Origin of the sequence: Streptomyces sp. 3214.6 (assembly GCF_900129855.1) — a bacterium.
GTDB lineage: Bacteria > Actinomycetota > Actinomycetes > Streptomycetales > Streptomycetaceae > Streptomyces > Streptomyces soliscabiei.
Map to the genome: position 1 here is coordinate 1,155,616 of NZ_LT670819.1, position 23,042 is coordinate 1,178,657.

18 protein-coding genes and 2 pseudogenes are annotated in these 23,042 nt (G+C 69.7%); 8 read left to right on the forward strand and 12 right to left on the reverse strand.

Translation table 11 applies throughout. The features are described 5' to 3' along the window. Positions 1–91: 91 nt before the first annotated feature. The 5 genes and pseudogenes from B5557_RS05170 to B5557_RS05185 form a co-directional block, all read right to left on the reverse strand. Positions 92–1,728, reverse strand: a pseudogene (locus tag B5557_RS05170) (IS200/IS605 family accessory protein TnpB-related protein). 287 nt (positions 1,729–2,015) lie between these two features. After that, complete coding sequence (locus B5557_RS05175) at positions 2,016–2,996, reverse strand: hypothetical protein (RefSeq protein ID WP_079657997.1); 981 nt, start codon at positions 2,994–2,996, stop codon at positions 2,016–2,018. Continuing rightward, positions 2,984–3,136 carry a hypothetical protein gene (locus B5557_RS43535; protein ID WP_159424327.1) on the reverse strand — a complete coding sequence of 51 codons (153 nt, stop codon included), beginning with the start codon at positions 3,134–3,136 and terminating at the stop codon, positions 2,984–2,986. The genes B5557_RS05175 and B5557_RS43535 overlap by 13 nt, the downstream gene beginning before the upstream one ends. A 71-nt stretch (positions 3,137–3,207) precedes the next feature. Next, positions 3,208–3,798 carry a WD40 repeat domain-containing protein gene (locus tag B5557_RS05180; RefSeq protein WP_079657998.1) on the reverse strand — a complete coding sequence of 197 codons (591 nt, stop codon included), beginning with the start codon at positions 3,796–3,798 and terminating at the stop codon, positions 3,208–3,210. Beyond that, on the reverse strand, positions 3,786–5,318 hold the full coding sequence (locus B5557_RS05185) for a WD40 repeat domain-containing protein (protein WP_159424328.1): 1,533 nt from the start codon (positions 5,316–5,318) through the stop codon (positions 3,786–3,788). Before B5557_RS05185 ends, B5557_RS05180 begins: the two co-directional genes overlap by 13 nt. 276 nt (positions 5,319–5,594) lie before the next feature. Here B5557_RS05185 and B5557_RS05190 point away from each other — a divergent pair, with 276 nt between their 5' ends. Both B5557_RS05190 and B5557_RS05195 read left to right on the forward strand, forming a co-directional pair. After that, a complete protein-coding gene (locus tag B5557_RS05190; protein ID WP_231976260.1) occupies positions 5,595–6,236 on the forward strand; it encodes a WD40 repeat domain-containing protein in 642 nt (213 codons plus the stop codon). A 406-nt stretch (positions 6,237–6,642) separates the two neighbouring features. Then, positions 6,643–7,017 carry an outer membrane protein assembly factor BamB family protein gene (locus tag B5557_RS05195; protein WP_079658000.1) on the forward strand — a complete coding sequence of 125 codons (375 nt, stop codon included), beginning with the start codon at positions 6,643–6,645 and terminating at the stop codon, positions 7,015–7,017. 404 nt (positions 7,018–7,421) lie between these two features. Here the strand turns inward: B5557_RS05195 and B5557_RS05200 are convergent, their stop codons facing one another. After that, a complete protein-coding gene (locus tag B5557_RS05200; RefSeq protein WP_079658001.1) occupies positions 7,422–9,020 on the reverse strand; it encodes a PucR family transcriptional regulator in 1,599 nt (532 codons plus the stop codon). 109 nt (positions 9,021–9,129) lie between these two features. Here B5557_RS05200 and B5557_RS05205 point away from each other — a divergent pair, with 109 nt between their 5' ends. From B5557_RS05205 to B5557_RS05225, 5 genes are all read left to right on the forward strand, one after another. Then, positions 9,130–10,047, forward strand: coding sequence for an ABC transporter substrate-binding protein (locus B5557_RS05205; RefSeq protein ID WP_159424329.1), 918 nt, complete (start codon positions 9,130–9,132; stop codon positions 10,045–10,047). Between the two features lie 11 nt (positions 10,048–10,058). Beyond that, positions 10,059–11,027 (forward strand): amino acid ABC transporter permease, encoded by a 969-nt coding sequence (locus B5557_RS05210; protein WP_231976261.1) that lies wholly within the window; start codon positions 10,059–10,061, stop codon positions 11,025–11,027. Next, positions 11,024–11,800 (forward strand): amino acid ABC transporter ATP-binding protein, encoded by a 777-nt coding sequence (locus B5557_RS05215; protein WP_079658004.1) that lies wholly within the window; start codon positions 11,024–11,026, stop codon positions 11,798–11,800. The genes B5557_RS05210 and B5557_RS05215 overlap by 4 nt, the downstream gene beginning before the upstream one ends. A gap of 104 nt (positions 11,801–11,904) precedes the next feature. Continuing rightward, positions 11,905–12,666: a gamma-glutamyl-gamma-aminobutyrate hydrolase family protein gene (locus tag B5557_RS05220; RefSeq protein WP_159424330.1), complete on the forward strand. Its 762-nt coding sequence runs from the start codon at positions 11,905–11,907 to the stop codon at positions 12,664–12,666. Continuing rightward, a complete protein-coding gene (locus B5557_RS05225) occupies positions 12,663–13,985 on the forward strand; it encodes a diaminopimelate decarboxylase (RefSeq protein ID WP_079658006.1) in 1,323 nt (440 codons plus the stop codon). Before B5557_RS05220 ends, B5557_RS05225 begins: the two co-directional genes overlap by 4 nt. 138 nt (positions 13,986–14,123) lie before the next feature. On the opposite strand, the pseudogene B5557_RS45640 reads toward B5557_RS05225, so the two are convergent. From B5557_RS45640 to B5557_RS05250, 5 genes and pseudogenes are all read right to left on the reverse strand, one after another. Next, positions 14,124–14,447: pseudogene (locus tag B5557_RS45640) on the reverse strand (transposase); the annotation flags it as partial. A 158-nt stretch (positions 14,448–14,605) separates the two neighbouring features. Beyond that, positions 14,606–15,997 (reverse strand): acyl-CoA reductase, encoded by a 1,392-nt coding sequence (locus B5557_RS05235; RefSeq protein ID WP_079658007.1) that lies wholly within the window; start codon positions 15,995–15,997, stop codon positions 14,606–14,608. After that, positions 15,994–17,337 (reverse strand): hypothetical protein, encoded by a 1,344-nt coding sequence (locus B5557_RS05240; protein WP_107472555.1) that lies wholly within the window; start codon positions 17,335–17,337, stop codon positions 15,994–15,996. The genes B5557_RS05235 and B5557_RS05240 overlap by 4 nt, the downstream gene beginning before the upstream one ends. A gap of 10 nt (positions 17,338–17,347) precedes the next feature. Further along, positions 17,348–18,061, reverse strand: a complete 714-nt coding sequence (locus B5557_RS05245) for an ABC transporter ATP-binding protein (RefSeq protein WP_079658009.1) — start codon at positions 18,059–18,061, stop codon at positions 17,348–17,350. A gap of 39 nt (positions 18,062–18,100) precedes the next feature. Continuing rightward, entirely contained in the window at positions 18,101–19,339 is a 1,239-nt protein-coding gene (locus tag B5557_RS05250) for an ABC transporter substrate-binding protein (protein WP_079658010.1), read from the reverse strand. A 134-nt stretch (positions 19,340–19,473) separates the two neighbouring features. On the opposite strand from B5557_RS05250, the gene B5557_RS05255 reads away from it, so the two are divergent. Beyond that, positions 19,474–22,170, forward strand: coding sequence for an ABC transporter permease subunit (locus tag B5557_RS05255; RefSeq protein WP_079658011.1), 2,697 nt, complete (start codon positions 19,474–19,476; stop codon positions 22,168–22,170). Positions 22,171–22,233: 63 nt separating this feature from the next. On the opposite strand, the gene B5557_RS05260 is transcribed toward B5557_RS05255, so the two are convergent. Next, entirely contained in the window at positions 22,234–23,028 is a 795-nt protein-coding gene (locus B5557_RS05260; protein ID WP_079658012.1) for an SDR family NAD(P)-dependent oxidoreductase, read from the reverse strand. Between the last annotated feature and the right edge of the window lie 14 nt (positions 23,029–23,042).

The following is a 23,042-nucleotide window of genomic DNA, read 5'->3' on the forward strand; positions in this document are numbered from 1 at the left end:
GAACTGATCGCCCGAACTCTCCCGCGGCAACGCCGAAACCATGCCTGAACAGCGGAAACTCAATGCTCACACCCGGAAGGACAACAGCTTCTTACCGTTCCTGATCAGTGAGCGGGAGTGAGTGCTGTACCCATACCTGGTCACTGCGGACATCCCGAACGGTTTTGGGTGTCCTGGTCGCCCGCGTACTCTCCACGTCCGGCGGCACGGATCGTGTCCGTGGTCCGGGAACGCGGGGGCGGAGTCCCTCACGCCCCAGGGTTCCCGGTCCGGCCTGGACGGTCCGATGCCCGTGCACATCGCTCTGGTGTGCACGGGGCGGTGCCGTCCGTCGCCGGATCGGGCGCCCTTGGGCGCGTCGCCCGATCGCGATGCTCGCGGCATCGTGACGGGTGGTCTTGCCAGTCTTCGAGGCCATGGGGCGCTGCCAGTGCTGGGCGCCCCAGCGGGAGGTGTAGGCCGGGTCCACGGCGATGACGGCGATTCCGGCGGCGTCGGCCATGGAGGTGAGCCGGGCGCGGAGCCTGCCGGTGGGCAGGCCGGAGATGAGCTGCCTAAAGCGCTTCTTGCGCCCATGCTTCTCTCTCGTCTTCTCGCCCTGGAAGTCGAGGTCTTCGACGGCGATTGCATTGACGCCGCAGGTCTTGGCCCAGTTCAGCAGCCGGGACAGGGCGTGGCGGACCTGGGCGTCGCGGTGATCCCGGGTGCCGGACAGGTCGTAGAAGAAGCGGCGCGGACGGCCGACCGGGTTGCCGTGCTCGTCGAGGCGCCAGGCGGCCAGGTGATCGGCGTTCGTGTCGACGCCGATGACGCCATGCGCGAGTGCGGTGCGCAGCGCGATGGTCCGGGAGACGGGGATGGTCCAGGAGGCGTCCACGTACCAGCGCCCGCGCTGTACGTCGTAGTGGATGCGGCAGGCCACCGCGCGGTTCGCTTCCACGCGGTCGGCCCACTCGGCGCCTCGGTGCGGGAAACGCACCGTGCAGGCGAGGACGTACCGGCCGTGCTTGGCGTTGGCCAGACCGGAAAGCGGCGCGGGCAGTTTGACGCTGATCCCGCCGTCCGGGGTGACGCGGATCGTCTCGTTGCCGTACCGCTTGCCCGATTCCCCGTCGGCGGACAGGAACCAGCGCGCCGTCTGCCATCGCTGACGCCACTGCGCCTCGCTGAGCTGGGCGGCGTCGAGGTGTTGGCGGGCGCCCAGCAGGCGTTTGCCGCCGCGTGCCACGCGGACGCGTCCGGCCTCGCGGTCTGCCCGAACCTGTTCGAGCCGGTCTTCGAGGACGTGCAGGCGGCGTGTCTTGCCAAACCATTCGTGCGCCGACCGGTAGCCGCCCGGAGCCCGCTTGGTTCCCCTGTGGCCGACCGGCAGGGAAAGACGGTGCGAAGCGTCCTGATGCCGGCTTCGAGGGACTGGATGTGAGCCGACTGCCCGCGCCGGGCGAGCGCCCACTGATCGTGCGTGGCCTTGGTGATGCTGCCCGCCCACCTGGACGACGCCTCGCCCGTCAGCTCCCGCTTCCGGGCCGCCCACGTCTCGCTCGAGTGCTCCAGGCCGTCCACGCAACGCGCTTTGAGATCCCTCGAGGCCAGCGAGCCCAGGTGCGCCCCCACCAGCGTCAGGACCCTCTCATCCTCAGGCGTGAGGTCCCCCAGCCGGGTCCGGATCGCCACACCAGAAGGGCCCAGAGCGACAAACGGCGCCGCCACCTCGCCCAGCCCGCCCATGCCCTCACCCCCGCCCGATGCCGCAGATCCCTCACCGCACCCAACGAGCCTCTCCCGCAAAGGTCACGCATTCGACGCCGGAACTCCCGTTCCATCGAATCCGCGCCCCGCAGCCGCAGCGCTCACTCATGCACGCTCAAGCGTGCCCAAGCACCGTCAACCGGCAGCAGTTCCCAACCCCTGGGGAATATCCCGAACGTCCACAACGTGGTCTGACCGGCGCCGTCCACGAGGCGGATCTCGCCGCGTGGAACGCGGCCATCGCCGTGCAGGGCCTCGATCGAGCATCAGGTCTCATACCGCTCTCTCGCAGCGGGTGGTTCGGCGGTGCTGACGTCCAGAACCGTCACGCCCAGCACGAGCATCGGCTCGACGCTGACCTCCAGCAGCACCCGCGTCATGATGAACGAGGAGCCGGAACACGTGTGTTCCTCCCCGTGGGCCCTCCAGCGGATTCGGATGGGCACCCACAGCCTGTCGTCGACCTGATAGGCCCGAGGTCTGTCGAGCCGGCCGTCAAAGGCCAGGAGTCCCGTGCCGGGCACCGGGAAGTCCGGGGCGAAAGGCCGCACAGGCCCCGTGATCACGGCCCGCACCTGCTGCACAACCGACTCCGACCGCACCAGAAGGTCCAAGTTCTGGTCACCTAGCGTCACTCTGGTACCCCATCGCTTCAACAGCGCGGGAATGCCGTCCTTGAACAGACCCAGTAGAAGTGATCTGTCCGTGCCCAGACGCTGTTCTGCTTCTGCACGCAGATCGGGGTGAAACAGGGAGCGCGCGGCGAAGTCCTGGTTACCAGAGAGAAACCAGAGCATCTGGTTCCGGTCTTCGAAAGCGGCGAGCAGGGTCAGCCAGACCACGGTGTCCCGGATGCCCTGGGCTTCGGCCTTGCCGACGTCTCCGTCGACCGATGCGGCTCGGGCGGGGAGACGGCGTTCGGCCACTCGGTCCGAGGCCTCCTCCGCGGCGCCTTCGGGCGTCGGCAGGATCGTGAAGAACGCGTGGAGTGCCTCACGTCGGCGGCGGACAGCGTCTTCCGATGAACGCCCTGTCAGCTGCTGGGCCTCGAAGTGGTGGTGCGCGAGGTGCTCGATCGCCACCGTCTGGGGCACCGCGAGGGTGTGCCCGTGCAGGTTGGCCGTCGTGTGCAGCATCCTGAACACGCGCCCGTCAGGGAAGCCGGCCAGTTCAAGCTGGTCGGTGTCGAGGACGATCAGTGCTCCTCGGTCCGTGTCGGGCAGATATGGGTTGGTCATGCGTCCCATCGATCAGATCTCCTTCCCTGCCGCAGTCGCGGCCCGTTCTCCACCCAGCCCTGCCATGCGAGGACGAAGCCGGTGTCCTCCGCAGCGTCGAACGCCTGGGCAAGGTCGCCGCCGACGGCGGTCAGGAGCGCGACCTGCACGTTCCGCTTGCTTGATCGGCTAACACCATCTGGCGGCGGGACACCATCGCGGCACATATCGCGCGACGAGGTCAGTAGCGATGGGTCAAGACCGCTATGTCCGCGCCGAAGCAGACCACCAGCCGCCCGTCGGGCGCGACCGTCAGTCCCCTGATCCGTGAGGGAAAGGCGTACGCACCGATCTGCTGCCCTGTGCTCGCGTCCCACATCCACACGGTTCGGTCGCCGCCGGCGACGACGGCAGGGCGACCGTCCAGCGTGCCGGTCGCCCCCGCGGACACCCCACTGGTGTGTCCCGTCAGCGGCGGTGCCAGCAGTTCCCCCGTGGCCAGGTCCCACAGATGGACTCCTTCCGTCCTGTGGCTGGTGAGAATGACGCTGCGGCCTTCCAGCGTCTCCAGGGCCAGAGCGCCTCGTTGCCGCGGCTGCACTCCCATCCATTGACTCGCGGTCAGGTCCCAGACGCGGCCTTCCCCGGTCACACCGACGAAGCGGCCATCGACTGCCGCGAAGAACTTGATGGACGGGCTGGTGTACTCGCTGGTCGACCGTCCGTGCAGCTCTTCCCGGGTGGTCAGGTCCCAGACCCGCACCGTCTTGCGCTTGTCGCGCGTGAGGAGGGTAGGCCGTCCGTCCACCGTCCCGACCGTCAGCAGGTCCACGGCGGTGGTGTGGGGGGCAGGGGCTCACTGAGCTGTCCCTTGCCGTCGAGGTCCCAGAACCGGACCTCCGTGTCCGAGCCGCCGGTGACGACGACGTGACTGCCGTCCACGACGGCCGTCGCGACCCCTCTTACGGGGCCGGCGTTACCGGTCAGCCGGTTACCCGTCTCCGCTTCACCGTCGAGGTCCCAGATCCGAACCGATCCGTCGTCGCTGCCGGTGACGGCGAGGTGACGCCTGTTCAGCACCGCCGTCACCGCTCCCCGCACGGCCGCCTCGTGCCCCGTCAGCGGCGGGCGCAGATGCCGGAGGGTGGACAGATCCCACACCTCGACCGGCCCATGGGCGTATGCGACGAGGGCGGCGGGGCGGTCGTGGAGCACCAGCACGGCCGCAGTTTCCACGGGCATGGCCGCGACGGGCTCACCGGCCTGCTCGCGCGTGGCCAGGTTCCAGACGTGCACCTCGTAGGCGTTGGCACTGACGGCCATCGGGCACTCGGACGCCGGATCGGTCACCAGAAAGTGCGCCTTGGCGTTGATGTCCAGACTGGCGCAGCGCCCTATCTCCCCATCGCCGTCACCGCCGTCTTCCATCGTCCGGTCGTATGCCTGGTCCGCGAGCACGGGAGGCCCCTCGGGAGGGTTGCCGAGGGCGGCGAACTCCCTTCCCGTGACCAGGTCCCACACCCGGACGGTTTCCTCCCCCGTGATCAGGTCCGTCGCCCCAAGTTCCTTGGAGTGGCTGGTGACAGCGACGGGATGGCCGTACAGCACCGCCGTCGCCAGAGCGGACACAAAGCCGGTGTGCATGGTCAACGGCTCACTGTGCTGGGAGAGGGTGGCCAGATCCCACACTCTCACCACGTCGTCGACGCAGGCGCCGACCACGACCGGCCGGCCCCCGACCAGTCCCGTGGCAAGCGATTTCACCCAGGAATCATCGTCGACGTGGCACGCACCGAGCAGTCCTCCCCCCGCCAGGTCCCACACCCGAACGGTTTTGTCGTAGCCGCTGGTGACGGCGACGGGACGACCGTCCAGCACCGCTGTTGCCAGAGCCCCTACGGCGCTGGTGTGAGCGGACACGGCCCTGCCGAGTCGGCTGCCCGTCGCCAGATCCCACCTGTGCAGCGTGCCGTCCTCGCAACCGGCGACAGCGAGACCACGGCCCTCCACGACCACGGTCGCCAACACACCCACCTTGGCCGGTACAGGCAACGCGTACCGCAGCCGGGAGTCCAGGTCGCCGCCGGTCGCCCACTGTACGACCCAGGGGTCATCCATTTCCTGGCGGACTGCGACCTTGGCGATGTTTCCCGCCAGCTCCCGGTTCCCAAACCGGGCGGCGTCCAGCGCCAGTACCTGCCGCCGCACCCCCGCATGGGCATCACGGTGCACATGCCCCGACGCCCGGTACACCGCGGCCGCCAGCAGCTCCTCCTCCTGCGAGGCAGCGCCGTCCAGGCCCGCGAGGATCACCTCCGGGTCGCCGTGCACCAGCCATCCAGGATCGGTCAACCACCCACTCGCCGCAGCGACTTCACGGGCCGACCCACTTCTATGGAGTTCACCAGACACAACCGGCATGGTAGCCACGCCACCCTCGTCGACCGTCCGGGCGCTTACGCCGAAGAAATTTCCCGTAGCGAAATACGCACGTCTACGCACACCCCCGCCGACGTGGCCCGATGCGACCAGAATGCCAGGTACGCCGTCTCCTCGGGGCCCGGATCCCGGGGCCGACGACACGTGCACGAGGAGCTTCGAAGATCGTTGCCCGGGGCTGGCGGCGGAATGTGTGCCGCGACCGTCCCCGACGGCCGCACCCTGCTCGTCACCGCCACCCCCCGAGGCGCGGTCCGCCTGTGGGATCCGGATACCGGTGAGTGCGTCGGCCGCCTCAACCCCTATGGCAGTCCGATCCAGTCGATCGCCGCCGTCCCGATCTCCGCCGGCCACACGCTGATCGCGGCCTCGGACACCGCCGGCCGCCTTCACGTGTGGGATCCAGCCGTCGACGACCCCTGGGAAAAAGGCGCGGCCGTGCAACTGAGCGCAGGTGCCCTCGCCGATGCCGACCACCGTGTGGCGGCTGTGGCGGTGGTGCCCACACCCGACCGAACGGTGCTGGCCACGGGAGACGACCGCGGCGTGGTCATGCTGTGGGACCCGGCCACTGGTGCCCCGATCGGCGACGGTCTGCCCGTCTCCACTGGCACCGCCGGCCTGCCGGTCATCACCGCCACCACCCTGCACGGCGGCCGCACGGTCCTGGTCGCCGGCACCCGGCACGGTCACCGGCTGCGGATGTGGGAACCAGAGACCGGCGCGGTGGGGCATATCGCCCTGGACGTGGCGCTCACCTGTCTGGCCACAGCGGGCCCGGACCTGATCGTCGGACACGACTGCGGAGTCCTCAGCCTCCCGCTCACATGACAGTGAGCGCGTTCGGCCACAACCCGTCCCCCATCGCGCGGAGCAACGGGACGGATGCCGGGAACCCGCGCGACGTGCGTGCCAGACCGACCTGTGGCCCGAACCTCGCGGACGGCGCGCCCGCGCGGTTCGTCCGGCGGTGGGTGGGCAAGCCGCGCCGGCTGAGGACGCCGTCCCACAACGCCGGGTCAGGAGTTCACCGCCCGCGTCGGCTATGCCGCTGCCGGGACCCGAGCTGCGAGGCCGGGCGCGGCCAACGGGCTCTGGGATTACGTGGATTCACGGTTGCGCTCGCTCAAACGCGACATGTCAGGGTTCGGTACGTTGCTGGCTTCCGCGGTGTGGTCGCCCGCAGAGCGTCAGGCGAACACCCAAGGGCGGACGGTGCTGTCGGAAGGGGTAAACGATGGCTGGTGTCGAGGTGGGTGACAGAACGCTGTGGAGGGTGCCCGGCGGGGGCATGCTCTACCGGACGCCGGCGATGGCCGACGGCACCGTCTATGTCGGCCGTGACCATGGCCTGATCGCACTGGACGCCGCCAGCGGTGAACAGCGGCGGGAGCGCCCCTTCGGCGATCCAACGTGGTCCACGCCCGCGGCCGTCGACGGGACGGTGTACATGGGCAGCAACGGCTGGTACCTGTGGGCCGTGGACGCGGCCACCGGGGAGGAACGCTGGAAGCAGGAGACCGGAGCCGCTCGCCAGTCGTCGCCGGCGGTGGCGGACGGGACCGTGTACATCGGCAGCCGGGACGATTTCCTGTACGCGGTTCACACCTGACGCCCTGTTTCGCCTTCTCTCACGGGAAACGATCACTCGCCGGACGGGGAAAGATCTTCAGCCCTCCGCGAGACTGCTGGTCACACGTACTCGTGAACACCCCCGTCCGTGCGGCCTGGCAGGCCCGCTTCCCCGAACTCGCACCTGCGGCGGCCGCGGCGTAGTGGACGAGTTGCACTGCCGACTGATCCGCGTCGGGCTCGACGCGCTCGCCGACGACTTGGGCTACGCCCTTGCAGGCGGCTATGCCGTCCAGGCCCACCAGATCGTCAACCGGGCGGAGAGTGTCCCAGCTTGCGATCCTGCTGCGGGCGCCAGCCCAATGGTCTTGGACCGATCACGCGCTGCCGTTCGGGGCTTCGATATCCGCCCAGTGCGCCACGCGTCGCGGGGTGATGGTCGGTTCAGCGCTGGAGAAGGCGCAGTTGGAGCCACACCGCGAGTCGGTCGTCGGGCTGTTCCAGGGGCAGGCCGAAGAGTTCGCCGGTGCGCCGCAGGCGGTAGCGGAGGGTGTTCGTGTGCACGCCCAGGCGTGCCGCGGCTTCGGCGACGTTGCCCACCGCTTCCAGCCAGGCGAGGATCGAGGCGACGAAGTCCGTTCCGTTCTCGGTGTCATGAGCGGCCATCAGGGCGACACCGGGGTGTTTCAGGCGTGGTTCGTGGCTGAGTTCGTCGCCGACGCGGGCCAGCAGGAGCCGTGCGCGCACGTCGTCGAGGGTGGCGACGGGCGGTGCGTCCGGGTGGGCGATGGTCACGCGGAGAATGTCGTCTGTCTCGCGGCGCATCGCGGGCAGACTTGCCGGATCCGGGTCAGCAGGGGCGATTGCCGCGCGTACGACGTCGCCGCACGAGCCGCGGATCGAGGTGAGCGCGCCTTTGGCGAGGCGGGTCGCGGCCACGGAGCCGCCGCCGGGCAGCAGGACGTAGATGGCGCGGGATGTCGTGGCGATGCTCGCGTCGGGGCGAACGGGCACGACGTAGCGGGTCAGGGCGTGCCCGAGGTGGGCTGTCAGGGCGAGGAGACCCCTGGCGTCGGCGGAGGCCGCGAATCCGACAAGGCCGAGTTCGGCTCCTGGCGGGATGGACAGACGGAAGCTGGTCTCGTTGGTGGGCCACAGGCCCTCCAACGCGCCCAGGAGCGCGCTCTCGCGTTTTTGGAGTTCGAGTTCGCTCGCGTTGCGGTTGCGGAGAATGTGCAGTGCGGCCAGTCGTGCGCAGTCGATCAGAGCTCGTTCTCCGTCGGCGCCGATGCCGCCGGGGCTTTCGATCGCCCAGATGGTGCCGAGAGGCTGGGCGCCGGCCCTGATGGTGATGGCTGCTCGTGGCAGGGCGCCGAGGGCCTCGGGGAAGCGGACCACGCCTTCGGAGCCGAGCAGGACGCGATAACGCTCCAAATTGTGGTCGATCTCCGGGACCCGGCGGCTGAGAATTCCTTCGCGGCGCAGGGAGTCGATGCGCTGATCGGGAGATGACGAGTAGGCCATTACCCGTCGGTCCAGGTCCTCGATCGCCACGGACCCGCCGACGACGGCGCTGACTGCGTTCGCCAGAGCGAAAAGGCCGTCTCCGCTGTCCGCCGCCGATCCGCCGCCGACGCCTTGCGACCCCAGGACGGAGAGCAGCAACGCGTCGAGGTGGCGCCAGGAGACCTCGTCTGCCGCCGCCAGCAGGGTGAGGCCGCTGCTCTCGGCCTCGGTGACCAGCCCGGTGCCCTTCGCCCCCCTCAGCTTGACGACCATGGCGCTGTACCCGAGGCGGGCCGCTTCCCGTACGAGTTCGGCTGCCGCGGGCTGATCGGCCAGCAGCCCCGGCATCAGCAGTACCTGGTCACGCCCGGGGGGCAGCGGGTCGGCGGGGTCGTGGAGAACGGTGCCCCGCACCGCCTGTGCCAGCGCGCCCGGCGCGGTCAGCGCGGTCAGCGCATTGAGGATCGGCGCTCCGATGCTGTCGACGAGGTGACGGACGGTAAAGATCCTGCTGTTTGGCCGATCGGACAGCGACATGGCCAGATCCTAGACCATTCGGACTAGGACCCCCGGTACGGGCGGAATGCAGAATCGCCGCAACACCCCGCCCCGGACCACACGTCCGACTGACCGAATGGAGACGCGCATGGCCAGAACTCATCTCGTCACCGCCGTTGCCGCGACGACCATGGCAATGCTCCTCACCGCCTGTAGCGGCGGGGGCGCGACCGACGGCTCCGCGACGGACGGGGGCAAGGCGGCTGCCGCACCGGTCGCCGCCGATGCGGCGGTCGCAAAGCTGCTGCCCGCACGCTTCAAGAACGGGATCAACGTGGCCAGCGGCGTCTACGCGCCGATGGAAATGCTCGACTCCCAGCAGAAGTTCACCGGATTCGACTACGACCTGGGGCAGGCGCTCGGAGCCAAGCTCGACGTCCCCTTCACCTTCACCAATCAGGCGTTCGACAGCATCATCCCGTCGCTCCAGTCCGGCAAGCACGAGATCATCATGTACGGGATGAACGACACCCCGGCACGGCAGAAGAGCCTGTACTTCGTCGACTACTTCCACGCCGGCATGGACATCATCGTGAAGAAGGGCAACCCCGAGAAGATCCGCAGCGTGCTGGACCTGTGCGGCAAGTCCGTCACGGTCGCCAAGGCCACCACACAGGCCGACCTCATGAGGGCGCAGGCCCCGAGCTGCAAGGCCGCCGGCAAGAAGCCGATCACCGTGGTCGAGCTGCCCACCGAGGGCGACTCCCTGGTCGCCGTCCGCGCGGGCAAGGGCACCGCCGACGTCCTCGACGCGGCGGTCGCCGAGTACACCGCCCGGACGGCCGGCAACGGCAAGCAGTTCGAGGTCGTCCACGACGCCGCGCACCCCACCGGCTACGCACCGGTCTTCACCGGCATCGGAGTTCTCCGCAAGGACCACGACCTCGTCCTGGCCCTCCAGGCGGCGCTGACCGCGGTTATCGAGGACGGCACGTACGGCAAGATCCTGACGAAGTACGGTCTGTCGTCGTACGGCGTCACCACTGCGAAGATCAACGCCGGATGAGCGCCACGGACATGACTGTGAAGTCCCCCGCCGGGACACACGACGTGGCCGCCGCGCCCAGGAGCCACCCGGGGCGCTGGATCGCCGCAGCCGCACTGGTCGTCCTGTGCGTGGGGTGGGTGGTCTCCCTCTGGAGCAACCAGAACATCGACCACGCCACCATCGCCGACTTCCTCTTCGACGGGCGGATCCTCCAAGGCGTCCTGCTCACGGTGGGCCTCACCGCCTGCTCGATGCTGCTGGCGACAGCCCTCGCCGTCGCGCTCGCCGTGATGCGACTCTCCGCGAACCCAGTGCTGCGCGTGGTCTCCTGGGGCTACACGTGGTTCTTCAGGGGCACCCCGCTGCTCGTCCAGATCGTCTTCTGGGGCTATCTCGGCCTGCTGTACGAGAAGATCAGCCTTGGTGTTCCGTTCACCTCGGTCCACTTCTTCTCCGCGAACACCAACACGATCGTGACCCCGTTCGTTGCCGGCCTGCTGGCGCTCGGGATGAACGAAGCCGCCTACGCCTCCGAGATCGTCCGCGCGGGTCTGCTCTCCGTCGACCACGGCCAGGTCGAAGCGGCTCACTCGCTGGGCATGTCACCCGCGTACACCTTGCGGCGCATCATCGTGCCCCAGGCGATGCGGGTGATCATCCCGCCGATGGGCAACGAGACGATCTCGATGCTCAAGAACACCGCCCTGCTCCAGCTGATCGCGGTGCCGGAGCTCTACACGCGAGCGAGCTGGATCTCCGCGCAGAACCTCAGCCAGGTCGAGCTGCTGATCGTCGCGAGCGCCTGGTACCTGGTCCTCACCTCGGTGCTGTCCGTACCTCAGTACTACCTCGAACGCCGTTACGGCCGCGGTGCGGGCCGCAGCCTGCCCACCACGCCTTGGCAGCAGGCCCGGCGCACGGCCACGCGGATCCGGACCCGCGTTGCACAGGTCGCTCACACCAATCCCCGGAACGCCAGGACGGAGGCGGACTCATGACCCCGAGCCCGTTGGTCGAGGCCAGAAACGTACGCAAACACTTCGGCGCCCACCACGTGCTCAAGGGCATCGACCTCGAAGTCCGGCGCGGGGAGGTGATGTGTCTGCTCGGGCCGTCGGGCTCGGGCAAGTCGACCTTCCTGCGCTGCATCAACCACCTGGAGAAGGTCGACGGCGGCCGTATCTATGTCGACGGCGAGTTGATGGGCTACGAGGAGTACCCCTCTCGTAAGGGGCGTGCCCGGGAGATGAAGCCGAAGCAGATCGCGGTTCAGCGCCGCAGCATCGGCATGGTCTTCCAGCGGTTCAACCTGTTCCCCCACCTCACGGCCCTGGAGAACATCACCGAGGCCCCGATCGGAGTGGCCCGCCACAGCCGCGCGGACGCCCGGTCGCGCGGCATGGAACTGCTGCGGCGGGTCGGCCTCACCGACCACGCCGGCGCCTATCCGGCCCATCTGTCAGGAGGCCAGCAGCAAAGGGTCGCCATCGCACGCGCGCTTGCCATGGAACCGAAGCTGATGCTCTTCGACGAGCCGACCTCCGCGCTGGACCCCGAACTCGTCGGTGACGTGCTGAGCGTGATGCGCGACCTCGCGAAGAGCGGAATGACGATGATCGTCGTCACCCATGAGATCGGCTTCGCCCGCGAGGTGGCGGACCAGGTGGTCTTCATGGACGACGGCATCGTCGTCGAGTCCGGCGCGCCGTCCCGTGTCATCGACGATCCGCGGCACGAGCGCACGAGGGCATTCCTCGACAGCGTCCTTTAGATCGATCACGTGTGCCACCCCGACGCCCCGACGCCCCGACGCCCCGACGCCCCGACGCCCCGACGCCCCGACGCCCCGACGCCCCGACGAGAGGCAACAACTCCGTGTCTGACAATGCCCATCGGCCCCTGATCGCGGTGACGGTCGGCCGGGACCTGCCCGACCGTCCATCCGTCCTGAGACTGACGGAGAACTCAGTACGGGTGCTGACCAATGCGGGCGCCATACCCATCGTCATCGTGCCCGGAATCGACATCGCCGCCGTCCAGTACGTGATGGAACGCGTCGACGGCCTGCTGCTGCCCGGCGGAATCGGTGCGCCCGACCCTCACCCCCGCCAATTCGGGGAGGACCCGCGGCCCGAGACAGTCATCGACGCGGACCTCGACGCACTGGAGATCGCCGCCATTCACCGTGCAGTCCGCCTGGGAATGCCCGTACTCGGCATCTGCCGCGGTTGCCAGATCCTCAACGTCGCCCTGGGCGGCAGCCTGATCCAGCACCTGGAGCCGGGCGACGTCTCCCACCTACCGGATCTTCCTCTGGACGCGGAAGCGCATGAACTTCGGCTCGAAGACGGCTCCCGCCTCGCCGGACTGTCCGGAGCACGACTCCTCCGGGTCAACAGCCTGCACCATCAAGCCATCGCCAGGCCCGCACCGGCCCTACGAGTGGTCGGCAGGGCCGAGGACGGCATCGTGGAAGCCGTCGAGTCGGCCGACCCCGACCGGTGGATCACCGGCGTCCAGTACCACCCGGAGGAGCTGACCGGTCAACCTGCCCACCGCAGGCTCTTCGAGGATTTCATCTCGTGGTCTGCCCGGTACGCGGCTGATCGCGACCAGGAAAGGACCGTTTCCGCATGACGAACTCCCCAGCAGGCGAGCGGCGCGAACGCATCCTGCGTGCGGCCGTGCGGGATCGTCTCGTCGAACCCAACAGCGCCACCCTGGCCGCCTTCGTCGACCTCGACGGCGTGGCGGCGAGTGTCGCGGCACTGCACAAGGCGTTTCCGGACTCGGTGAACGCCCTGCACACCTTCGCGGCGAAGGCGAACTGTCTGGTGCCGGTACTGGCGGAGTTGCGCAACCTCGGCATGGGCTGCGAGGTGGCCAGTCCGGGAGAGCTCGCGCAGGCGCTGGCCGCCGGCTTCGCGCCGGAACAGATCGTCTACGACTCGCCCGCGAAGACCCGCTCCGACCTTCGCCAGGCCCTTGAACTGGGCGTCGCGGTCAACGCGGACAATTTCCAGGAACTCGCCCGCATCGACGAGATCCTCGCGGAGGCCCCCGGCGCCACCTCCGAGTCCGCCCCCGCCTCCCGGCTCGGCGTCCGCCTCAATCCCCAGGTCGGTGGCGGTGGAATCGCAGAGATGAGCACGGCCACCGCGACCTCGAAATTCGGCATCGCGCTGGAAGACGACGGAAATCGGCAGCGGCTCCTTGCCGCCTACCGTGAACGGCCATGGCTGACATGGGTCCACGCGCACGTCGGATCGCAGGGCTGCCCGCTCGAACTGATCGCCCAGGGCATCGCGAAGGCCGTGGCCTTCGCCGACGAGGTCAACTCAACCTGTGGCCGACGCCAAGTGATCGGCATCGACATCGGCGGCGGACTCCCCGTCAACTTCGCCGACGACGAGACGACCCCCGGCTTCGACGACTACGTCGCCACTCTCCAGACTCATGCCCCGGCCCTGTTCACCGGCGAATACCAGATCGTCACCGAGTTCGGACGATCCCTGCTGGCCAAGAACGGCTTCACCGCCGCCTGCGTGGAATACACCAAGGTCTCCGGCGGACGCCCGATCGCAATCACCCACGCCGGTGCCCAGATCGCCACCCGGACCGTGTTCATGCCGACCGCCTGGCCCCTGCGCCTCACCGCCCACGGCCCCGACGGGACCCTGAAGCAAGGCGAACCCGTGCCCCAGGACATCGCGGGCCCCTGCTGCTTCGCCGGCGACCTGCTCGCCGAGGCCCGCCCGCTGCCCCTGCTCGCCGAGGGCGACATCGTCGCCCTCCTGGACACCGGCGCGTACTACTCCTCCACCCCGTTCCACTACAACAGCCTGCCCGACCCCGCCGTCCACGGAGTGCGCGTCGATCCCGACGGCCACGTCCACTTCAGGCCCCTCCGACAGGCTGAGACCCTCGACGATGTCCTCGCACGAACCGGCCACTGACACCGCCCGGAACGACAAGAAGGGCCGACACCACGGACGTGCTCTCATGAGCCCGGCGATCACGGCACTGGGCTCGGCATTGCGGCCCGTGCGCTCCCTCGCCGTCCGGCGCAGGCGCTCGTAGAGTTCCCGTACATAGTCGTAGGTCCGCCAGCGGCGGAAGAAGTCATAGACCGCCCGCCAGTACGGGAAATCGACCGGGACGGCCATCCACTTCACACCGTTGTCGACCAGATAACGCACAGCGTCGAGCATCTCTCGGTGGCAATACGCCTCCGGACGCCCACCTCGTTTGAGCAGCCAGGCCGGATAGCAGCCTGCCCGCCTCCCCGGAGCGATCGAACCGAACCGGTGCACACAGCAGTCACACTCCGGAGTGGCCGTGATGGACGCGGGCGCAGCGGAAATGGTCAACTGTCCGGACAACGGGTCTCCTTGACCGTGACGGGCTTCAACAACCACGTCACTACCGGGAGGCCCGTTTCCTCATGCCGCGACCCCACCGGCACCTCTGTCCGAATGATCACCCACGCCGCACACCTCGAACAAGATCCGGTTTGCCACAACGCACTGAGCCGCCGGGGGCCTCGCCGCCTTCGGGGCCTTCGGGGCCTTCGGGATCACTCGTCGTTCACCCAGCGCATGAGCCGTTGCAGGGGGTAGAAGCCGTCGTGGGAGAGGCCCGGCGGCATGCCGCCGGCTCTGCCGAGGGAGACCACACGTTGTACGCCGGCGCAGGCGAGGGCGTCGCGCAGTTCCGCCTTGCGGGCGTCGGGGTACACGCCGACCGTCTGGGTGGCCACCCCGGCGTGCGTGACGGCTTCGGAGAGTGCGGCCACCGGGACGACGTTGACGATCTTCCCGTCGGGGTGGAAGTCCACCGGCTCCGGGGAGCGGATGACCAGGCCTCGCCCCTCGTAGCCGCCCCACACCCGGTAGTCGGGCATCAACGACCGCAGGACGTCGATCTCCTCACGGAGCTCCCCGGGGACCTTCGGGCCGTCGGCCGAGCTGAACTCCCGTGCTGTTCCCAGGCGTTCGCACAGCAGCGCGGCGTAGCGGTCGGCGTCCTCCTCGGTGCCTTCGACGAACTGGAAGCGGCTGGCCACGCACGCCTGCTGGTTGAAGAACGTGGCGTCCACGGCGCCCGCGTCGGCTGCCAGTGCCAGCGACTGCGGCGAGCCGAAGGCCTCGCGGCCGATCAGCGAGATGGAGGTCTTGGGGTCGAAGGAGACGAGCTCCAACCCCGGACCGACGTATTTCAGCGCCCCGCGGATGGTGGCCTCGCCGCCCCAGGCGACCAGCTTGTCGAAGAACTGCGGGCGGAACAGGACGCTCTCGACCGTCTCGTCGCCGCCGCGCCAGTACACCGCCGAGAAGGAGCGGACCACCGGGTGGCCGGGGGCCACGCCGGCCATCGTGCGCAGGATCGCGGTCGCCGTGAACAGGTCGTTGGAGGGCAGCTTCAGCAGGTTGACGCCCTTGGTGAGGGCTCCGCGCACGACGGACATCGCGGCGACGCCGGGGGCGTTGCCGGCGATGATGTGCACGAGACGGGGCGGGAACGCACGGGTCGCCGCGGTACGGCCCTCGGGCAGCCGCACCTCGCGCCAGCCGTCGAGCACGTCCGCGCCACCGAGTTCGTGGTCGATCTGCGCGTACAGGCCGGGGCGCTGGAAGGTGCGCCACAGCACGGCGTAGGCGCGCTCCAGCACCTCCGCGGGGAGCGGGCTGACCCGGACCATGCGGTCCAGGGCTTCGGCGAGCAGGCCCTCGCGGTCCGCTCTGAGGGCCTCGCCGGTCTCCACCAGCAGGTCGACGATCTCCGCGACGGGCACATGGAAGGCGGGGCCGGGTTCGGTGCGGGGCCACACGAGGCGGTCCAGGTCGAGCGCGGGTGCGGTGAAGGCGGTGTCCGCGCGGCCGTGGGTGGTGTGCGGACCGGCGTCGACCTCGCCGCGGATCACATGGGCGACCGCCACTGGGTCCGCTGCCGTTGTCGTGGGCCTCATCCGTGGATCATCCCCCGCACATAGGAGTCGAGTGTCGCGGCGCAGGTGATCTTGTCGTCGCCGCCGAGGTCGCCGTAGCGCCGGATGTCGGGCAGGACCGTCGGTCCCGCTCTGCCGCAGTCGCACGGGGAGAAGTCCACGAAGACCCGGTCGCCGCTGATCAGCCCGCCCCAGCGGCCGGAGAGGGAGACGTCCAGGAAGGCGAACCGGCCCTCCACGACGCCGTGTTCCGTGTTCAGGAGTGTCTCGCCCGGCGCGTCGAGGACGAGGGGGATCACCCATGGCGGTAGGTGGTAGTTGCCCTTCTCGCAGGCGAGACAGGACCCCTGGAGCTCCGTCATGCCGTAGCTGCGGACTCGCCGTACGCCGTCGTAGAAGGCGGCGAACTGCGTCTGGTAGTCGTCGGGCAGCGCGCGGCCCTTGTTGCCGCCGCCGCTGAGCACGAGGGTGTCGGGGTGCAGGCTTCCGTCGGGTACGCCGCGGGCTCGCAGGGCCTGGATCAGCGTGAACTGCTGGTTGTTCATCCCGGCGATCAGCAGCGGCTCGTCGCGGTGCGCGGCGATGTCGTCGACGATCTGGGCCATGGCCGCGCCCAACTCCTCCTCACAGGCCTCCGACGCGGTTTCGAAGGAGCTGATCTCCTGCGGGGTCGCGCTGCCTTCGGCCATCCGGCGGCGCAGCAGCGCGCTGCTCATCAGCTCGGCGACCCGCATCGGGTCCTCGGTGAGCAGCCGGGTCCGGCCCGGCTGGGCGAAGACGTCCGCGTGCCACCGGAATCCGTCGATGGAGCGCATCGGGCCGCTGGCCGGCGCGAGCAGGTAGCCGCGGCGGGCGGGCTTCGGCGGGAGCGGATCGGGCCAGCAGGTGAGGTGCTCCAGGATGTCGCGGAGAAATCTCAGGTCGCTCGCGTCGCAGTTGAGAAAGGACACCTTCCCGGAGGTGCCGCTGGTGATGTAGGGCCGGTGTCCGGCGGCCGTGATGCGCTCGGTCCACTCGTCGATGTCGCGGACGCCGTCCAGGTCGACGTCGTCCGCCTCGACCGAGGACACGGTCGTGTACCAGCGCAGCAGCCGGTCCCACCGGCCGGCGGTGATGAGGGAGAGGGGGTACGACTTGTAGCTGGTGTGGGAGAACAGCAGCGGTACGAGGTCGTCGAGTCCTGTGATCTCGTGTAGGCCGCTCTCCTGCGCCCGGGTGCGCAGCAGCGGGATGCGCTCGCGGTGGACGGCGAAGGCCTCCCGGGCGGCTTCGAGTTGCAGCTCCTTCAGGTCGTCGGCGGGTTGGTCGAAGGGGTCGGCGGACCGGACCAGGGAGCGGATCTGTTCGCGTGTGCCGAGCACAGCACCCACCTCAATCAGTCGTGGCAGTCGTCTTTTCGGCGAGGTAGGACGATTCGATCGCGTCCAGATCGCCGCGCAGTTCCTGCGGGGTGCCGGTCATGGTGATGCGGCCGCGGTGCAGGACGTACACGCGGTCCGCGATGTCCAGCACCTTGCGGACGTGTTGTTCGACCAGCAGCGCGCCGAGGCCGCGGTCGGCCGCCTCGCGCACCGCGCGCAGGAGACGGTCGACCACGATCGGGGCGAGACCGAGGGACAGTTCGTCCGCGAGGAGCAGCTTCGGGGCGCGGCACAGCGCGCGGGCCAGCGACAGCATCTGCTGCTCGCCGCCGGACAGCATGCCCGCGCCGGTCTTCAGTCGTTTCTCGAGCTCGGGGAAGAGCTCCAGGGCCTGCTGGGTCGCGACTCGTCCGACGCGGAGGTTGTCCGCGGTGTCGAGCCGGGTGAAGACGGCCCGCTCGCCGACGTACGCGAGGCCCTGGCGGGCGCGGCGGTGCAGCGGTGCGCGGCCGTTGTCGCCGAGCCAGCGCACCTCGCCGGTCATCGGGGCCAGGTCGCCCGAGAGCACCCGCAGTGTCGTGGTCTTGCCCGCGCCGTTGGGGCCGAGCAGGGCGACGATCTCGCCGGGGCGGACCTCCAGGGCGAGGTCGCGTACGACGGGTTGGGTGCCGTATCCGGCGGACAGGGCGCGGGCTTCGATCAGGGGTGGCCCGGGGTCGTGCACGGACGTTCTCCTTTGCTCGGGCTCCGGTGCGTCGGACGGTCAGCCTGCCGACATGGCCGTCAGTACCTTGCGGACGTCGACGAAGGTCGAGCCCTGCTTCGCCCACTCGATCTTGCCGTCGCGGATGGTCAGTTCGGTGGCGGTGGTGTTGTGGATGCGGTCGAGTCCCTTGATCGGCAGGGCGGTCGACGCCTTCCAGGTCAGGGGCGGGGTGAGACCGCCGGTGTCGATGCCGGAGGTGCTGTTCAGTTCCTGCACCAGGGCCTTGGAGGAGATCGTCGTCAGCTTCCCGGCCGCCTGGGTGAGGACCTTGAAGGCCACCCAGGTCGTCTCGTTCGCGCCGTTGCTCGTGTCGATGTCGGTGCCCTTGGCGGCAGCTACGAAGTCCTTCCAGACGGCGTCGGAGGTCGGCGGGTAGTAGCCGGTGATCGCCGCGCCCTCCAGCGGGCTGCCGCTGCCCCCGGTGGTCTCGGCCAGTTCGGGGGTGAGGTTGCCGACGACGCTGCCGAGCCTGGTCTTCGCGCCGGACTGTACGTACGCCTTCACGAACAGGTCCGAGTGCGTGCCCAGGATGACGCTCACGCAGTCGCTGCCCTTGGTGGCGGCGGCGACCTGCGGGGCGAGGTCGGTGGCGGTGACCGGCACCTTGAGGTCCTTGGGCGCCGTGCCTCCGGCGGAGGTGGCGCCGAGGGTGAGGAACTGCGAGACGATGGCGGCGGCCGCGAGGTCGTAGCGTACGCCGGAGATCTTCTTGCAGCCGTCCTCCACCAGCTGCCGCCCGTGGGCCGCGAACACCGCGGGAGTTCCGCCGTTGACGGGGAACGACAGGGGGTTGGAGAACTCCGCCGCCGAGACGCCGGTGCCGCCGATGTAGGGGATGCCGGCCTTCTGCAGGATGGGCATGTAGCGGTCGCCGGCGAGGCTGTACGAGCCCACCACCGCGACGACCTTCTCGGCGACCGCCTGCTGGGCGCACTTCTCGGCCTCGTCGGGGTCGTTCTTCTCGTTGCAGGTGAGCACCTTCAGCGGGCCGCCCTTGATGCCTCCGTTGGCGTTGATCCACTTCTCGTAGGCCTGGGCGGTGAGCCGGACGCCGGGCTGGGCGCTGCCCTGGGTGTCCTCCGGGTTCCAGACCATCACCTTGACCGGCGTGCCCTTCAGGGCGGAGGTCTCCGCGGAGCTGCCGGACGCCTCTCCCCCGCAGCCGGCGGCGAGCAGGGCTCCGGTCACCGCGAGACAGCTCGCTGCGGTGGTTCTGCGTCGGCGTGAGTCGTTCATGGTTCCTCCGCGGGGGCTCTCGCCCGATGGGCGACGTCGAGATGCCGAACAGCATGGAGGCGAGACATTCGTTAGTGAAGTACTCTGGACACAATTATTTAAATAATTAGTCTGTCTGTCTGGAGGTGCCACAGATGGACGACGTTCTGCGTTTCGCACTGCTCGGCCTGGGACTCGGAGCCCTTTACGCACTCACCGCGCACGGCATCGTGCTGGTCTACCGGGGCTCCGGGGTCCTGAACCTCGCGCACGGCGCGATCGGGATGGCGGGCGCCTACGTGCAGTGGGAGCTGGCCGCCCACCACGATGTCCCCTACTGGCCCGCCACCGCGTGCGGGGTCCTCGCCTCCGCGGTGCTGGGCGTCCTCACGCACCTGCTGGTGCTGCGCCCGCTGCGCCGCGCGTCCACCCTCGCCCGGCTGGTCGGCACTCTGGCGGTGTTCATCGTGCTCACCGCGATCGCCCTCAAACGCTACGGTGACGACCTGCAGCTGGTGCCGGGCAAACTGCCCACCCGGCTGCTGACGATCGCCGGGGCGACCGTCTCCGAGGACCGTGTGTGGCTGCTCGGCATCGCGGTCGCCGTGACCGCGGTCCTCCATCTCCTCTACAAACGCACCCTGTTCGGTCTGGGCACCACCGCGGTCGCGGAGAACGAGGGCGTCGCCGCCTCGCTCGGCTGGTCCCCCGACCTGGTCGCCACCGGCAACTGGGCGCTCGGCTCGGCGCTCGCGGGACTGACGGGCATCCTGATCGTGCCGGTCATCGGTCTGTCGGTGAGCGGACTGACCACCCTCCTGCTGAGCGCGCTGGCCGCCGCCCTGGTCGGCAGGTTCTCCTCGTTCCCCGTCACGCTGGCGGGCGGTCTGGTCATCGGGATCGTGCAGTCCGAGCTGACCCGCTTCGGCTCCGACGTCACCGGCCTCGCCTCGTCGGTGCCCTTCCTCTTCATCGCCCTGGCGCTGGTCGCCCGGGGCCGGGCGCTGCCGCTGCGCGGCACGTTCCTGGACCGGCTGCCGGCCCTGGGCACCGGCAGGGTGCGCCCCGTGCCTCTGACTGCGGCCGTCGTGGTCGGGCTGGGGCTGGTGAGCGTGTCGACGCCGCTGTGGGCCGACGCCATCACCAACACGCTGGTGCTGTCGCTGATCACCCTGTCGCTCGTCGTGGTCACCGGGTACGCCGGGCAGGTCTCCCTGGCGGCCTACGCCCTCGCCGGGACGGGCGCCTTCATCGCGGGGCACGCATCGGCCGACTGGGGCTGGCCGTTCGAACTGGCCCTGCTGGCCGGTGTGTTGGGCACGGTGCCGATCGGCATGCTGTTCGCGCTCCCGGCGGTCCGCACCCGCGGCGTCAACCTCGCGATCATCACCCTCGGGCTCGGCACCACCCTGGAGGCGATGATCTTCCAGAACACCGGCCTGTCGACGACACCGGGCAGCGACGGCATCGCGGTGGGCCACCAGACACTCTTCGGGATCAGCATCTCCGGCGTCGACCATCCCCAGCGGTACGCCGCCCTGGTGCTCGCGCTGTTCGTGGCCGCCGCCCTCGTCGTCGCCAACGTACGGCGCAGCCGCACCGGCCGCCGGCTCGTCGCCGTACGGGCGAACGAACGGGCCGCCGCCGCCCTCGGCATCGACGTCCGCGCGGCCAAGCTCTACGCCTTCGGCCTCTCCGCCGCCATCGCCGCGCTCGCCGGAGTGCTCACCGGCTTCCGGTCCACCTCGGTGGTCTTCTCCGACTTCGCCTCCTTCGACTCCATCACCGCGCTCGGGCTCGCGGTCATCGGCGGTGTCGGCTTCCTCGTCGGCCCGCTGTTCGGCGCGACCTTCGCCGCGGGCACGGTGGGCGCCCGGTTCGGGGACCTGGTGCTGCCCGGGCTGAGCGAGTGGATGCCGCTGATCGGCGGGATCGTCCTGGTGCTGACGCTGGTGGGCAACCAGGACGGCATCGGCAAGGAGGTCGGCCGGCAGGCGGAGACCGTCCGGCACCGGCTGTTCCGGCAGCACGACACGGTCACGGCTGCGGCGCCTACGGCAGAAGAGGCGGTCGTGCCGCGCGCCGCGCCGCTCCCTCTCCAGGTGCGGGACCTGACCGTCCGCTACGGCGGTGTCGTCGCCGTCGACGGACTCTCGCTGGACGTCGAGCCGGGCCGGGTCGTGGGTCTCATCGGACCCAACGGCGCCGGCAAGACCTCCGCCATCGACGCCGTCACCGGTTTCACCCGGGCCGCGTCCGGGGGTGTGCGCCTCGGCGACCGGGAGGTGACCCGCATGCCGGTGCACCGGCGGGCCGCGGCCGGCCTCAGCCGGTCCTTCCAGTCACTGGAGCTGTTCGAGGACATGACCGTGCGGGACAACCTGTACGCGGCCTGCGACCGGCCCGGCCGGTGGGCATGGCTCACGGATCTGGTCCGTCCCGGCAGCCGCCCGCTGCCCTCCCATGTGCTCGTAGCCGTGCGGGATTTCGGTCTCCAGGACGGTCTGGATCGGCCGGTGGGCGATCTGTCCTACGGGGAGCGACGGCTGCTGGCCATCGCCCGTGCGGTGGCGGCCTCCCCGTCCGTGCTGCTCCTCGACGAACCGGCCGCGGGCCTGTCGGACGACGAGACGCGGGAACTGGCCCATCTGGTACGGCGTTTGGCCGACGGCTGGGGCATGGGGGTGCTTCTCGTCGAGCACGACGTCGACATGGTCATGAGCGTCTGCGACCAGGTCGTGGTGCTGGACTTCGGGCGCCGGATCTGCGCCGGCACGCCCGTGGAGGTACGCCGTGATCCTGCCGTCAGGGCGGCGTACCTGGGCGACCTGGAGCCGGAGACACTGTCCTGAAACGGCTCGGACGGCTCGCAGGGCGCCTCCCTGACCGGAAGCGCCTGCGAGCCGTCCTGTTGTTCAGGCGTCCCGCAGCTCCGCGACATAGGGGGCGTGGGAGAGCAGCCCGCCGTCCACGCGCAGGGTGTGCCCGGTGATGAAGGCCGACTCGTCGGAGGCGAGGAAGACGACGGCCGCGGCGACGTCCTCCGGGCGTCCCAGGCGTGGCGTGAGGTGATGGCGCAGCATCGCCTCCCGGATCGCCCCGTGCGCCGAGCCGGAGCTCGCCGGCGTGACGATGAACCCGGGCGCGACGGCGTTGCAGCGCACGCCCTGTTTGCCGTACTGGGTGGCGACGTACTGCGTGAGGTTGATGAGGGCCGCCTTGGAGGCGCCGTACGCGGGATTGCGCAGGTCGCCCGCAAGCCCGGAACCGGACGAGGTGTTGATGATCGAGCCGCCGCCGCGGGCGATCAGGTGCGGGACGGCGGCCTGGATGGCGACCATGGTCCCGCGCAGGTTGATCCGCATCGTGTCGTCCCACACCGCCGGGTCGGCGTCGACCACGGCGCGGTCCTGCCGGGCGGCCAGGTGGGTGGCCGCCGCGTTGTTGTGCAGCACGTCGAGGCCGCCGTAGGACTCGACCGCGGCGGCCACCATGGCGCGTACGCTGTCGACGTCACCCAGGTCGACGGTGAGCGCCGTGGCGGAGCCTCCGGCGGCGCGGATCTCCTCCGTGACCGCGTCGGCGCCGTCGGCGTTCAGGTCGGCGACGACCGTGTGCGCTCCCTCCGCCGCCACGCGGCGTGCGGTCGCCGCGCCGATGCCGGAGGCGGCCCCGGTGACGATCGCGATCTTGTCCTGGAGGCGTCCCATTGGCCGAACCGCCT